This window comes from Psychrobacter sp. TWP2-1-2 (assembly GCF_049896785.1).
In the GTDB taxonomy this organism is placed as follows: Bacteria; Pseudomonadota; Gammaproteobacteria; order Pseudomonadales; family Moraxellaceae; genus Psychrobacter.
This window is the reverse complement of the sequence record NZ_JAFCVA010000027.1, coordinates 1-13,893: the sequence shown is the minus strand read 5'-3', so window position 1 is coordinate 13,893 and position 13,893 is coordinate 1. Positions and strand designations below refer to the sequence as shown.

Annotated in this window: 12 protein-coding genes; 5 read left to right on the top strand and 7 right to left on the bottom strand. The window is 40.5% G+C overall.

Going from position 1 to position 13,893, the window contains the following annotated elements; genetic code table 11:
* Positions 1-231 precede the first annotated feature (231 nt).
* Positions 232-2,334, top strand: a complete 2,103-nt coding sequence (locus tag ACP7AE_RS13750) for a MobA/MobL family protein (protein ID WP_426243754.1) — start codon at positions 232-234, stop codon at positions 2,332-2,334.
* 382 nt (positions 2,335-2,716) lie between these two features.
* Complete coding sequence (locus ACP7AE_RS13745) at positions 2,717-3,646, top strand: replication initiation protein (RefSeq protein ID WP_181718453.1); 930 nt, start codon at positions 2,717-2,719, stop codon at positions 3,644-3,646.
* A gap of 24 nt (positions 3,647-3,670) precedes the next feature.
* Here the strand turns inward: ACP7AE_RS13745 and ACP7AE_RS13740 are convergent, their stop codons facing one another.
* On the bottom strand, positions 3,671-4,177 hold the full coding sequence (locus tag ACP7AE_RS13740; RefSeq protein ID WP_426243751.1) for a plasmid replication DNA-binding protein: 507 nt from the start codon (positions 4,175-4,177) through the stop codon (positions 3,671-3,673).
* A 220-nt stretch (positions 4,178-4,397) separates the two neighbouring features.
* On the opposite strand from ACP7AE_RS13740, the gene ACP7AE_RS13735 reads away from it, so the two are divergent.
* On the top strand, positions 4,398-4,673 hold the full coding sequence (locus ACP7AE_RS13735; protein WP_426243749.1) for an excalibur calcium-binding domain-containing protein: 276 nt from the start codon (positions 4,398-4,400) through the stop codon (positions 4,671-4,673).
* Positions 4,674-4,769: 96 nt separating this feature from the next.
* Here ACP7AE_RS13735 and ACP7AE_RS13730 read toward each other — a convergent pair whose 3' ends face one another.
* From ACP7AE_RS13730 to ACP7AE_RS13710, 5 genes are all read right to left on the bottom strand, one after another.
* Positions 4,770-5,786 (bottom strand): fimbrial protein, encoded by a 1,017-nt coding sequence (locus tag ACP7AE_RS13730; RefSeq protein ID WP_426243747.1) that lies wholly within the window; start codon positions 5,784-5,786, stop codon positions 4,770-4,772.
* Positions 5,776-8,325, bottom strand: coding sequence for a fimbria/pilus outer membrane usher protein (locus ACP7AE_RS13725; protein ID WP_426243745.1), 2,550 nt, complete (start codon positions 8,323-8,325; stop codon positions 5,776-5,778). Before ACP7AE_RS13725 ends, ACP7AE_RS13730 begins: the two co-directional genes overlap by 11 nt.
* A 79-nt stretch (positions 8,326-8,404) precedes the next feature.
* Positions 8,405-9,154, bottom strand: coding sequence for a fimbrial biogenesis chaperone (locus ACP7AE_RS13720; protein WP_426243743.1), 750 nt, complete (start codon positions 9,152-9,154; stop codon positions 8,405-8,407).
* Between the two features lie 107 nt (positions 9,155-9,261).
* Positions 9,262-9,783 carry a fimbrial protein gene (locus tag ACP7AE_RS13715; protein WP_426243741.1) on the bottom strand — a complete coding sequence of 174 codons (522 nt, stop codon included), beginning with the start codon at positions 9,781-9,783 and terminating at the stop codon, positions 9,262-9,264.
* A gap of 629 nt (positions 9,784-10,412) precedes the next feature.
* Positions 10,413-11,045 carry a recombinase family protein gene (locus ACP7AE_RS13710; protein ID WP_426243739.1) on the bottom strand — a complete coding sequence of 211 codons (633 nt, stop codon included), beginning with the start codon at positions 11,043-11,045 and terminating at the stop codon, positions 10,413-10,415.
* A 176-nt stretch (positions 11,046-11,221) separates the two neighbouring features.
* On the opposite strand from ACP7AE_RS13710, the gene ACP7AE_RS13705 reads away from it, so the two are divergent.
* Together ACP7AE_RS13705 and ACP7AE_RS13700 are read left to right on the top strand one after the other, a co-directional pair.
* Complete coding sequence (locus tag ACP7AE_RS13705) at positions 11,222-12,130, top strand: polysaccharide deacetylase family protein (protein ID WP_426243737.1); 909 nt, start codon at positions 11,222-11,224, stop codon at positions 12,128-12,130.
* Between the two features lie 287 nt (positions 12,131-12,417).
* Complete coding sequence (locus ACP7AE_RS13700) at positions 12,418-12,690, top strand: hypothetical protein (protein WP_095570685.1); 273 nt, start codon at positions 12,418-12,420, stop codon at positions 12,688-12,690.
* Between the two features lie 548 nt (positions 12,691-13,238).
* Here the strand turns inward: ACP7AE_RS13700 and ACP7AE_RS13695 are convergent.
* Positions 13,239-13,757, bottom strand: a complete 519-nt coding sequence (locus ACP7AE_RS13695) for a hypothetical protein (RefSeq protein ID WP_426243734.1) — start codon at positions 13,755-13,757, stop codon at positions 13,239-13,241.
* Positions 13,758-13,893 lie beyond the last annotated feature (136 nt).

Here is a 13,893-nt window from a genome sequence, read left to right as displayed (position 1 = left end):
CAATCACTTGTGATAAGCTTTAACACAACCACATCCGAACCCTAAAATATTTTATTTTATTATTTAATGGTGACGTCCCCCTGACTAAGGGCGAAGTAACGACTCAAAATTTAATCTATTCACTTCGTTACTATTCTTAATTTTGAATCCTTCTTCGTTGGGGAAACCCCAAACCCCGCACACCACGAAAAGCAGTGTTGTGCAAAAAGCAAAAATAGCAGGTGGCTCTTTATGACGATGGTACACATTGCAACAAAGGCAATTTCTCGAAAAGCAGGACAGTCGGCGGTGGCGTCGGCAGCCTATCGTGCTGGCGATGTGCTTGATGATGCCAAATATGGCAAGACCCATGACTATAGTAAAAAGTCTGGGGTGATGAGCAGCGATATCGTTTTACCATTTTCATTAAAGGCGCTGGGTGTGAGTGTGGATCGGGAGACGCTTTGGAATACCGCTGAAGCGGCAGAGACTCGTTCGGACAGTCGGGTGGCGCGTGAGTGGCTGATTAATTTGCCGTATGAGTTAGACGAGTATGATCGGCATCAGCTGGCCATAAACTTTGCCCAAAAGCTTTGTGACGATATGGATGTGATTGCGGATGTGTGTATCCATCGTCCAGTGATGAAGTTGCCATTCGATCCTAATGTACCGCCAAGTTCTAAGTATTTGCGTGAGGGTGAGGAAAACCCTGATCCCCGTAATTTTCACGCGCATATTTTAGTCACTACTCGAGCGCCTACCGTTGGACCAAATAAAACCTTGGCATTTGATCCAAAGCTTAAGACCCCGTTTGAGTGGTCTAATAAAAAACGTAAGGCGCATGATCTGCCGTCATCGATGCAGGAGATTAAGCGTATTCGTGAGATGTGGGTAGATACCGCCAATAAGGTGTTGGCCGAATATCATTTACCGCTGATGGATGCACGCAGTTATAAGGATCAGGGGCTTGATCAGCAGCCCACCATTAAAATGGGGGTAGAGGCGACAGCAATGGAGCGCCGAGGCATCACAACCGAAAAAGGTAATACCAACCGCGCCATCAAAGCACGCAACAAATTGGTGGCTGACAACCATATCAAACAGGAGGCAGACAATGAGCGACGAATTAGCGCACTTAGAAAAGGACTTGCTTGGGCAACTGAGAAAAACGCAAGACTACCTGGACGCATTGGAGACACAAAACGACGAGCTGATTTTGCAAAACAACTCTCTGGAAGCTCAGATAATCTCATTACATACTGCACAGAACAAAATAATAGAACGGCAATTCGAGTTGACGACACAAAACGATGCATTGAAGAGGCAAAATCAGGCATTGCTTGGGCAGCTAAACGATGCGAAAACCTACCAAAGCGATGTGATGACACAAAACAAGCAATTGAGGGAATCACTGAAGCTATCGGAAAGTCAGATATTGAAATTAACAAAGCAACTGAGCGAAGTGCAAGACCAGCCCCCAGCCCCTTCGATGACGACGCACGACGAGCAAGAGCTGCTCGACTTGATCGACAAGAAGGACGTATTGATCGAGACACTCGAGCAAACCGTTTTAAAGATGAGAGAATCTTTGAGTATGCTGAACGTATGAAGCTGCACCTAGCGATGCGCTTGATACAACGTCATGGTGAGGCGATGGCTATCAGATGGGAGCAAGGAGAAACCGCGGCTGACGCCCCTGATAAATTTGATCAGCGGCAAGTGGCGCAACTCAGCGAGTTTGCACAGCGCCATGGTATTGAGGACCACGATAAAGCCGTGGAATTTACCGCGCACTTACGCCAAGTGGCCAAACGTTTTGATCACACGCTGGTTGAGAACAACAAATCCATTATCAAGCTGTTGCGTGATCCTAATGCTGAACGTGAGCAGTATCTAGCGCTTACCAAGCATTTTACAGATTTTAGAGACAATATCGATCAAAAACGAGCGGCATTTAATACCAGTATCATCGACAAGTTAGGTGGTAGTGCAGGAGAGGTTGGCAGAATGACTCGGGACATCATCTCATCATTTAGCTATACCAAGGGGTTAACGCATTACATCAATCAGGATAACTATCCAGCTGAGGCAAGAGACGTTGCTAAAGAACACTTAGCAGATACCTTGAATAAAACCTGTCAGCAGTTTAAGTTTGCGTTGCGTGAGGTTAACTCCTTACCAACAACCCAGCGTAAAAGCTACTCAGAGGCGCTTAAAGCCACTTTAGAGACGTTTACTGAGCAATATGGTAAAGAGTTGTCTGAAGGCCAACACAAAGCGATACAGAGCGGTTTAGAGTCGTACCGACATCAGGTTAATAAAACCCATTCACCTAGCCGAGGATTTAGTCCTTAATTGAATCCTCAAAAAAACCGTTACTGAAGGATAAATTGCTGAGGCAAGATACGTGGTTTAAGTGATGTTTTTTCACTTATCCACAAAAAATTTATTTCCCGTTTCTTTAAGAGTTTTTATTTGATCCTGTTTACTCCTGTTTACTCCTGTTTAAGAGCCTTTTTTCACCTTTAAAATCAATAGCTTACAAAGAGAAAAAACACAAAATGAGTAGAATAAACACAAAATGAGTAGAATAAACACAAAATGAGTAGAATAAACACAAAATGAGTAGAATAAACACAACAAAAAAATACTGATACTATTTGTAGTTTTATATGCTAAAGTGAATCTTGGTTATTATTGGAAATAACAGTAGATTAAGCAAGGATTCGAAAAAAATATGGAAAACAATCTAGTCGTACAATCCAATGAGCTTGTTCTAGCAGCTTATACCATGACTACTAAAGAAAAGCAGTTATTACTGACTTGTATTAGTCGTATTGACAGTAGACCTGATGCGCCAAATATTACTAAGCAAACCAAGTTTACGGTGACAGTTGAGGAAGTAGCAAAAATATTCTATACCGATAGCACCAAGAAGAATGCTTTTAGAGATTTAGAGCAAGCTAGTAATCGGCTTTTTGATAGGGAGGTACTGATAGCACTGGAGGATAATAAAACGCTTCGTACTCGCTTTGTTAGCGGTGTTCTTTACGACCCCAATGGAGAACAGATAACAATAACATTTGCAGAGGATGTACTGCCTTATTTGACACAGCTAAAAGCTAACTTCACAAAATATAGGCTGATGGAGGTGTCTGAGCTCTCAAGTATTCACTCTATGCGCTTATATGAATTAATTGTTTGTTGGGTAGGTCAGTACCAATATACTAAATCTATGGATTTAGACGATTTTCGCTATGTTATGGGCATTAAAGGTAAGTATAAGCAATTTGGACAGCTTAGAGAGCGTGTGATTGAGACTGCTATAGATGAGGTAAATGAGAGTACAAACTATAAAATTACTGTTGAGTACCATAAAAAAAGTAGAGGCAAAGGTTACGAGGGCCTAACGCTCAAATTCCATCGGAAAACATTAGACAAGCTAACCAGTGCAGACGGCACCCTGTCACAAGCTACCATACAGTCTATCGTTGATAACGTGCAGTTTATGAATGACTATAACAACCATCCAAGCCTAAGTTATGACGGCAAAATGCAGACTGACGCATTTAAGCGCGAAATGATTAATATCATACAACGAGAGCCTGAAAGCTTTAACAAGCCTAATAAGGCTTTAGAGAGCTATTTACCAAAGATTAAACACTAATGTTTTTTCAAATATCCGTTAAAGTCAAAAGAACCACCGTTTTTTCTTCTTAGCCGTCGCGACGATTGAATCGTCTTTTTTTTCTTGCTCTTGTTCAAGTGGCGGCTCATCGCTTATTTCAGCTTGCTTAAACTCTAGCAGTCTTACTTGTGCGAAATCCTGGATACTGGCGTTGGCTTTATCCAGCGTTTTGTTTAACTGTCCTATCTGCTGCTGATAATTTTCAATTAACTTTTTTTGATCGCTTACTTGTTGGCTGAGGTGTACATTCTTGAGCTTTTCAAGCGCTAATAAGTGTTCAATGTCCGTATTGTACTGAACACTTTGACTGTTCAGAGGTGTACTTTGAACAGTGTCCACTGAACGTTCAGTACGTTTTTTAGAAATTGGCTCACCGAACACTCGCAACATTTCCGAAACGTCTATTTTCTTGTCTGCCGTTCTAGAAAGCTCACCATCATTGACTTTCTGATAGATCGTGGTTCTTGATACACCCCATTCTTTTGCCGCTTTTGTCACCGATATGTTCATTATTCACCTAGTGTTCAAGTACGTTTTTAAGACCTGTACAGTACAACTGTCCAGAACGTTCAGTGAACAACTATGGCATTAACCCGTCTATCAGGCAAATTATAAATAATCTGCTGTGTAAATCAGACGGTTAGTTATATAGCACTCACTTTATTGAACAAATATAGGGTATTATTAATGCTTGAAAGCAGTGTTCTAGATATCAAAAAAAGTAGGTTTTATGAAAAAAGTTATTTTAAGTATGGCGTTATCTCTCTTTGCTTTATCTTCTCAGGCAGCAGTTACAGTCACTAATAATCCATTTTATAGTGATGTTGAGGTAGAGCATCCGTTGTTTGCTAAAGGTGCTGGCGGCTCTCAATGCAAAGGCTTACCGCGCACTTGTGGGCAGATGGTTAGCTGTGAACAAGCCAAACAAGCACTCAAATGTGGAAATACCAAGCTAGACCGTGATAAGGACGGCGTACCATGCGAATCAATATGTCCAGGTGGTTAATTGCAGTAGCGTCTATCGTTATGATTGGGTGCAGCTCAGGCAATACAGAAAATGATCTGTATGGTTCAGGCTACTTTTGAAGATAAGCCATCAAATCTAATCATAATCAATAGTCACTGTGGCTATCGATCTCACCTCACCTGCAGTCACTACAGCATCGGTTTGATAATAGCGTGCTACCAATGGCAGTGTATAGCTGAGAGTTTGACTCGCATTAAGTGTACCTAGGCTTAGCCGCTCACCTTTGGCAATGACGTTATTAGCGTTATTGTACTTAGATACCAGTTGCGTGCCCACCCCTTTTGCTTGTGTGCCGGTAGGAGCAATATTTTTTAAAATATTAGTAGTACTGTTGGCAGTTTCATAGTCGAAGCTAACACTAATTTTATCAGGGGTTTGGATGTTCTTACCACCATTACACAAGATATTAACATCAAAGGCTTGCTCACCTTGAGTGGAGCCTACGCCTTTAAAATCTGAATTTTTCATTGTGGGGAGCTGTACCACTTTATTGGCATTGCTTTTTATTTCACAAGAAGAAGAGGTAATTGTAATGGTATCGCCGGTTACTGTACTGGTTAAGATAGGACGAGAGGAATAACCTTCAAGATAATAACTACTGTATAAGCCTTGCGTTAAGCTGCCTGTGCCCGTACTTTCGCCCGTTTTGACAATTTCAATAACAAAATAACCCTCACCTAATGAGTATCTTGTACTTCTTTTTAATTCTGAAGAATAAGGATAGTATCCTGAAAAACCATCACCACCTATTAGCTCGCGATACAAGCGAATGCCAATGCCCGGTATGTTTGTCTTATATATACTAGGCTGCATTGCAAGACCTTGATTATTCAAGATAACAGCCTGCACTGTGCCCCCACTCCAGAGGTCGCAAATCATTTGAGAGTTGGAGTTAGCAGGTATATTAACGCGCCGGGTATATAAAACTGTTCCAACTGGGTCATTAGGCTTAGCTACTACCTTGCCGATAGCCATATTGATATTAACTGTAGTAAAGCCATAGCTTAAAGTACAACGCGCCTGTGCTTGGGTTGTACCAAGGCTACAGCTAACCAGCGCAGCTCCCAGCAAGAAGTACCTCTTATAGCGCATGACACACCCCTTCTAAGGTGACCATTTCTTGGGACTTACCTTTAGCTAAGTTAGTTATATCGTACAACATTTGACACTGCTCATTTAGTTCATCACCCCATTTAACGGTGATAGTATCGGATAACTTTGGTGTCCGTAAGTATACCAAGCTTCCTTGAGCAACTATACCAATATGTTCATCATTCGAATCAATGACATCTGCACCAAAAGGTAGAGTATTGCCTTGATCATCAACAGTGTGGATGTATATCGCCTTACCTAACTTGGTTAAAAAATCCACCTTAGTCACTGAGCCTTCATACGGAGCGATACGTTGACTTGCGCCCTCAAGCTCTACATCATCGGACATGCCTACGGTGTCTAATGATATGTCATTAATACGATAAGGAGTAACGTAAGGAATGACTGCATAGCCTGATTTGTTGATGGTGAGCTCATCGGTATTATTCACTTTAGCGCCTTGGGCACCAGGGGCATAAATTAACACCATGGTACGTCCCTGATCAGGACCGAATACCACACCGGCTGGGTGTGCTACTACGTTGCCTCCAGCAGACAGACCCACTTGTTGATAGCCATCAGCCACAGAGTAAGTGCCCGCTAAGGAAGTGTAATTGCTTCGATACTGAGCATTGGTACTTAAGCTTGGGTTTTCACCATAGTTACTAGATAAAGTAGCGCCAAAGCTTGTTCTGTCGCCAAGCGAGCCATTGATACCGACTGTGGAATTGTCTTGAGTGGAGTATGAATTTAGGGTAACCGCACTGCGTTTAATAGATAACGGTAGCGATAAGGTAAGCATATACTGAGTGTCGTCAATAACTCTGCCTGAGGTGGCATTTTCTACCACTCGTTTATTGGCAGACAAGCCGTAGCTTACCCCTTTATAAGTGTTGTTATAACCGAACTGATACTGCTTAGTATCTTCTTGCTTATCCCAATAATCTACCCAAGCACCGGTCAAATAGAAGTTACCCCATTCATTAGGTAAGCCTTGGTTTAAGGTTACCTGAAACTCACTGCGCTGTTTACCAATATATAAGGCGCTAAGACCCTCTCTGTCCTGCTCTTGGGCTTTAAAGGCATCTGCCAGACGGTAAAAACCTTGCGTTGAATAACGATATGCGGCCAAAGTTACATTGGTATTGGTTGGGCTAATCAGCTTGCTATAACTGACACGGTAACTTTGTCCGGTTTCTGAGTCCCGGTTTTTAAAATCGGTATCTGAGTGGGTTACGTCCAAAGCCACTGCGCCCAATCGAGTAGCAAAAGCGCTGCCCAGAGCCACTGCTTTGTACTCTTCAGATGCTTGTGCCCCGCCATAGGCAGTAATGAAGTTATTGATACCGCGCTGATACTGACCCTGTACAATAAAAGGGTCTTTATCAATCTCTTTGTTGCGGTAATTACCGGCTACCACCGCATAGCGGCTTAAGCCAGGGCGTAGCATTTGAGCCACCGAAGTATAAGGAAGAGAGAATTTTTGTACTTCCCCATCGGCTTCAATGACAGACACTTCTAGCTGTCCACCAAAGCCTGTGGGGTATAGGTCGTTAATCTCAAAGCTGCCGGCTGATACATTGGTTTGATAGATAAGCTGACCTTGTTGGCGCACCTCTACCTTAGCATTGGTCTTGGCATTGCCTCGAATACGCGGTGCATAGCCACTTAAGCTACTGGGCAGCATACGATCATCACTGGCAAAAGCTCCGCCGCGATAACCGAAAGTATCAAATATATCTCCTTCACTAAAGCTATCGCCTAAAGTAAGCACTCCACGCTGCTTAGGAAAAGCGCGCTGTAAATAGGTATTTACTGCAGTATATTCAGACTTACTCTCCTCACGGTCGGACCAGGCCCACTGTCCATTGTGACGAAGCTGCCAGCTAGCCAAGTTAAGCCCAGCATTGAGTGAGACAAACGCATTCGTATTTTCTTGATTGAGAGCGTTATCAAAGGTTTTGTATGCACTGGCGTTATAAGAGGCAAAACCGGCATTGATTCCCCTATCCCAGATACTAGGATCGACATAACCTCGGGCATTATTTTGCATGGCAATTTGAGGAATAGAGATCTCAAGCTTCAAATTTGACATATCAAAGTTATAAAAGGCAGCATCTACCCACTGCTCAAGCGGTAGACAGTTATTGGTGGAGTCTTTGGTTTTTTCTTTAATCAGCTCAGCTTTGATGCCGTACTCAAGTAGTTGCTTGGGCGTAAAGCAAGTGAATGAGCTTTTGTCATCTGGGGTAGGCTTAAATACCAAGCGTTGTTTGCCAAACCAGTTGCCGTTAACATAAACATCTAAGCTATATTCACCTGGTAAAATAGGGTTGCCATTAGCAAATTTGTTGATGTCAATTTTTTTGGCATCACCAATCAAAAAACCTGCATCAAAATCAGCAGATATCGCTCCGGAGTCCCCATTTTCAGCAGCAGCCACTGTCAAACTTGAAAGACTTAAGGTTACCACTCCAAGTAATAGTGAGTAGCTAAGCGTACGTTTTATAGGATTTTTTATTATTTTTGCCTTATCCATGGTTTCAGTCACCCTTTATCGCACACGCATGATTAAAACACGTATGATTATAAATAGTTAAAGGGGTGAAAATAACCCTTTATTCAGCTACCTGCTGTACTCGGCCACCATAATCATTAATTGTGGTAAAAGTCATGCCTTTAATATTAGGGTTTTTGACGTTAATTTTTTGCTCAGAAAATGGTATTAGCATCATCCCATCGGTTAACACCTCTACTTTATCTGTTACTTCACCCCTAGACTTTTGCACAATAGAGGTAATAGTAACGTGATAAGGGGTGGGGTTTTTGATAGTCAAAGTGCTGTCTTGAGCTGTCCACTGCAATTGTTTAGGAGCAGAAAAACTATCTCCTTTAAGACCCGCAGGGCGATAAAAGAACTTAAGACGTGAGCGAATCGCCAACTGCAAAAAGTTATCTGAGCCGTTATCGGCATCTTTTTTAGTAGGTTTGGGCGGAATATCTAAAACGTTCAACCAAAATAAGGTTTCTTGAGTTTTACTGAGAGCATTGACGCCAGGCAAAGCACTGACTCGTAGCGACTGCCCCTTACCCGGTTCGATGCGAGTAATAGGCGGGGTAATAACAAAGGGTGATTTAGATTCATCGGGAGTGATTTTAGGGTCGCCTTCATCAATCCAAGCTTGCACTAAAGCGGGACTTGTACCTTCATTGGTCACCTTAACTGTTATTTCACGAGCATTAGAAGGATAGACAATACGAGTACCATGAATAACCACATCGGCATTAGCGGCTGTAAAAGGTAGCACTAATGCCAATAGAACAGCTCTGCACAATCTACGGTTTAATAACTTATGATTCGATAGCATGATGTCATGTTCCTTCTAAAAGTTAAAATATAAGAGCTAAGGTAATTACTTACCTTAGCTCTTATAGTCTTGCAATATGGTTAACTTTCTAGCGGCTAAAGTAGTGACTATGGGTAAACTATCGTATATTTAACAGAAGTGACTACGTCGCCGGCTGTTGCTTGAGCTTTAGCATAGTACTCCGCATAGTAGTTTAGAGCAGCTGAGCCACCAGCGGCAACGTTAACTTCTTGAGAGTTAGCTTGAGTGCCTGCTGTTTGTGCAAGTACTGGGATAACTTGGTTGTTGTCGCCTAGTAGCTGAACTTGTACGTTTTCAGCAGAACCGGTAGCGTTGTTTAGACGGCCTGAATCATAATCTACAGTAGAGCCTGGCTCAAAGTAAGTAGCCACTTTACCTTCCGAGCAGTTGGTTAAGCTAATAGTAAAAGGGGTACGACCTGCAGTTTGACCTGGCGCTAATGACACAGCAGATACAGTAGGCAGCACTACAGCTAAATTTTTAGACTTGCTATCTACAGTACAAGTTCTGTCTGTGATTTGACCTGTAATGGTGATAGTACCATCAGAAGCATAGGCGCTTGAAATGCTTAGAACGATTGCAGAGGTAGCTAGAAGAATTTTTTTCATAAGGGTTCCATTTAAAAAAAGGTGGCTATGTTGTATCAATAAATACACAAGGCATTTAAACCCTATTAACGCTCGCTCTACAAAACTCATCCTAGTTCCTAGAAAATTTACAAAAGGATAGGCGTTCGGTTATTTATAAATGGTTCTAACATGATAGACCAAATACATTAACTAACTGAGTTTTAAAAAAGAGATATGGTAAAGGGTATTAAAATAATTTTCTATTCGAAAGATTTAATTTAATAAGATGGCCCATAAGTTAGGTTAACTTATGTATGTTGCAAATAGGATATATTAGGTGCAGTATTATACTCTAATGGGAACTAGTAGTCAAATTTCTAAGCTTTTTAGTTACAATAAATAACAATAAAAGTAACATCGTCATAACGGTATTTAATACGCTTGTTTGCTGTCATAGTAAAAACTGAACCGCCCTAATCTACTTGAGTCAGGTAGTAAGCGAGCTTCTATTTATAATAGATTTGACTCCTATCGAGCAATTTATATGTAAGAATTTGATAGTAATGGCTGCCGTCGAGTTGCTTATAGTTGTACACCGAGGGACCATCTAAAAAATCTCATTAATCCATTAATAGACTACTCATAGTAGACTGCCGTAGTGGAACCACTTAATGAGCAATGATAAGTTCCGGTCTTTCCTTGGCCACATCAGCGATCAAATGCCGTGAGCACTTGGTCATACCTTGTATCTCAGAATAGCTATGCCCAGACTTTAGTAAACTAGCGATGATCTTACGCTTTTCGGTATCTTTCCTACGTCCTGAATACTTACCTTCTGCCTTAGCACGAGCAATACCTTGCATCTGACGGTTACGGCGATCCTCATAATCTTTTCGAGCAATGGCTGCGAGCATATCTAGCATCATCGAGTTAATGGCCTGCAATATACTACTCATAAATTCAGTGCTGCTTTCAGGTTGAAGTGCCATATATGAGGTCGGCAGCTCTTTTGATACGATAGATAGCTTTTTTTCTGATAGCATTCTTTTGAGAGTATCCCAATCAGTTTGGTTCAAACGCGCTAAGCGATCAATCTGCTCAACTAAGATAATATCGCCCTTATGAGCATCTTCAATCAGCTGCATAAGCTTTGGTCGCACTAAAATAGCTCCTGATTCGTTTTCGACATAGAAGGCAGCAATTTTGTGGCCATGATCGTTGGCAAATGCTATGAGTTCGCTTTTGGCACGCTTAGCGTCTTGCTCTTTGGTTGACGCTCGTAAATACGCTCTGATAAACATAAGCACCTAAAATAGTCTGTTATAAGTGGTTCCATTATACCAGTCTGTTTTAAGTGGTCTGTTAATAGGTTTGAAGGGTGAAATAGCTGGTTCCGCTAGGGTATACCTATATAAAAAACTATCATCATAAATATTTTAGTATGATGATCAGCCAATTCTAATCATAAGGCTCTTTTATGTTCAAACTAATTTTGCTAAGCCTCTGCCTAGGTTTATCTAACCTTGCTTTCTCCAAGAGTTTGGCACTAAGTTTTGATGATGGGCTAGACCCTTCAACTAATCCGCAAGCTCAGAAAATTAATAATGATCTATTAGATACTTTGAAAAAAAATAATATCCATGCCATCGTCTTTCCAAGTATAAGTAAAATTGGAGGAGCGGATGGTTTAGCGATAATCTCCAATTGGGGGAAACAAGGCCATCGTATTGGTAATCATGGAAATCTACATCTAAACCTGGCGAAAGATTCTGTATCTCTACCAGATTATCTACAAGATGTGCAGGAAGGAGATAAAGCCTTCTCTTCTCTGCAAGGATTTGTACCCCGTTATCGTTTTCCGTATCTTAAAGAAGGCAATACGTTGGAAAAAAGAGACGGTGTTAGAAAATGGCTTCTAGCTAATAATTATCAATCTGGTGCTGTCAGCATTGATGCTAGTGATTGGTATTACAATCAACTATTTTTGGCATATCATAAGGAAAATGATCAAGAAAGTTTGGATAAATTGAAACCAGCCTATATTTCTCATTTGCTGGACAGAGCTAGTTACTATGATGATTTAGCGCTAAAGACATTGGGTCGCTCACCTAAGCACGTGCTCTTACTACATGTTAGAGCGATTAATGCAGCTTGGTTAGATGATATTATTTATGCCTTTAATGAAGAAGGCTGGAGTTTCATTGATAGTGATAGTGCTTATCAGGATCCAATGTATAAACTTCAGACACAAACTCTACCTGCTGGTGAGAGTATCCTTTGGAATATCGCAAAAATCTATGGTGTTAAGGGACTACGTTATCCAGCAGAAGATGCGCCATATGAATATGAAAATTTGAAAAAATCTGGCTTAAATGTTGTACCTTAAGATAATACTATTCAAAGTAATAAACTGTAGAAATTAAAATGAAATATCTTAATCAGATAGCTTAACCATAATAACGCGTACAGTTGATTTTATATTATATAGTCGATCCAGTGCTACTGGGATAAGTTTTGCGTTGCTTCTGTCAAAAACGGCACAGCAAGTAAAACTTGTCCCTCTTTTATTTAGGTTTTGCTATAAGTCATTAGTTCCATATTTACCACTAGCAGTTCGATGCCTGTATAGCGCACCAAACTTACTTTGAACCACTTTTGAGGAAGATAACGACTATGGAATCATTGAAGAAGATGCTTTTTAGTATTATGACAGCAAGTTTGTGTTTAATTTTATCGGGTTGTAATTATGGTATTTTTGATTGGAATAATCAAAATCTCGATAAAAGAAAAGATTATAAGAATTGGAGTAGTTGTATTACTGACCAACAAAGTGTTGCGAGGGTACAATTACAAGATAGCTATAACAAAGCAATTGATCAGGATATTTTTGAAAAATGTACTACTAATTCTAACTATAGGTTTAAATCCGATCCCAAATATAGGTAGGAATAAGGAGTTTGAATACAATGAAGAGCCTTATTAAGCTCAGCTCTATAGTGATATCTTGTTTAATATTGTCAGGGTGTTTTCCATGTAAGCTCGGGGACTGGAACTGTAGCCAAATAGACCCTAGATGGTCTAAAAATATTGATGAATGCCAAAGCACTCAAAGGAGTATTGCAAAAAATATTCTCAAAGACAGATATTCTGACAAAATAGATAGTGAAATAGGAAATAGCTGTATACAAAACACAAACTACAAATTTAAGACCATAAACTAAATTGTGCTCTTAATCAGGCTTTAAAAAGTGGATTCGTACTCACGGATAGAATGTGTATGGCAGGTACACCACGAAGTACACTGGAACTGTTTCGTGAGTAAAGTCGTTGATACTATTAGCCCACAGCCAAAGATTCAAGTCCTCACTAGGGTACCGTTCTTGCTTCTATAACAGACGTTATGACAAATACTTTAAGCAATAAATAAGAAAATTTTTAATGCCTGCTGATACAAGCTTATTTAACGTAGCTTTATGCTCTTCAACAAACATAACCTATTGCCCATGATAGTTTGGATTATTTACACCAGTAGCATAACTATTGTCATCTAGTAGCGAATCCTGCTCCCCATAATTAGCCATAGAGTCAGATTGCGTTTGGTGACTACTCCTAGGCTGATTATTTTCAAGTCCTATATTTTGATCAACCGCCTCTTGATTATTTTCTTTTGCGTTGGCTACAAATGGACTCTCTTCCTCACCCAAGCCCACATCGCCACCCAAACTTTCAATCATACTTTTAAACAATTCTTTATCCGATTTTCTCGTTAAAAAATCTGGAAAATGAATCGCAAAATACTCTCGAATCATCTGCTCACTTTCACCATCAGTTGCCAATACCTGACCCAAAAACGCACCCATTAAAATCTTCTGCTTGTTTAATCGCTTATCCAACTTTACCTGCTGAACCTTAGCTTGGCGTTTTAACTCTTCTAACCGTTGACGCTCTTTTAATTCATTAGAATCTTGACTATCAAAAATAGACATAGGTGCTTTATTATTAGATACTGACATCAGATTTACCCTTATCGATTAAATTTTACTCAGCATAGCAAGTACCCCACTATCATTCAATCACTTGTGATAAGCTTTAACACAACCACATCCGAACCCTAAAATATTTTATTTTATTATTTAATGGTGACGTCCC

Excerpts from the sequence above, each read along its gene's own strand:
- ACP7AE_RS13750 (WP_426243754.1), top strand. The coding sequence starts at position 232 with ATGACGATGGTACACATTGCAACAAAGGCAATTTCTCGAAAAGCAGGA.
- ACP7AE_RS13745 (WP_181718453.1), top strand. The coding sequence starts at position 2,717 with ATGGAAAACAATCTAGTCGTACAATCCAATGAGCTTGTTCTAGCAGCT.
- ACP7AE_RS13740 (WP_426243751.1), bottom strand. The coding sequence starts at position 4,177 with ATGAACATATCGGTGACAAAAGCGGCAAAAGAATGGGGTGTATCAAGA.
- ACP7AE_RS13735 (WP_426243749.1), top strand. The coding sequence starts at position 4,398 with ATGAAAAAAGTTATTTTAAGTATGGCGTTATCTCTCTTTGCTTTATCT.
- ACP7AE_RS13730 (WP_426243747.1), bottom strand. The coding sequence starts at position 5,786 with ATGCGCTATAAGAGGTACTTCTTGCTGGGAGCTGCGCTGGTTAGCTGT.
- ACP7AE_RS13725 (WP_426243745.1), bottom strand. The coding sequence starts at position 8,325 with ATGGATAAGGCAAAAATAATAAAAAATCCTATAAAACGTACGCTTAGC.
- ACP7AE_RS13720 (WP_426243743.1), bottom strand. The coding sequence starts at position 9,154 with ATGCTATCGAATCATAAGTTATTAAACCGTAGATTGTGCAGAGCTGTT.
- ACP7AE_RS13715 (WP_426243741.1), bottom strand. The coding sequence starts at position 9,783 with ATGAAAAAAATTCTTCTAGCTACCTCTGCAATCGTTCTAAGCATTTCA.
- ACP7AE_RS13710 (WP_426243739.1), bottom strand. The coding sequence starts at position 11,045 with ATGTTTATCAGAGCGTATTTACGAGCGTCAACCAAAGAGCAAGACGCT.
- ACP7AE_RS13705 (WP_426243737.1), top strand. The coding sequence starts at position 11,222 with ATGTTCAAACTAATTTTGCTAAGCCTCTGCCTAGGTTTATCTAACCTT.
- ACP7AE_RS13700 (WP_095570685.1), top strand. The coding sequence starts at position 12,418 with ATGGAATCATTGAAGAAGATGCTTTTTAGTATTATGACAGCAAGTTTG.
- ACP7AE_RS13695 (WP_426243734.1), bottom strand. The coding sequence starts at position 13,757 with ATGTCAGTATCTAATAATAAAGCACCTATGTCTATTTTTGATAGTCAA.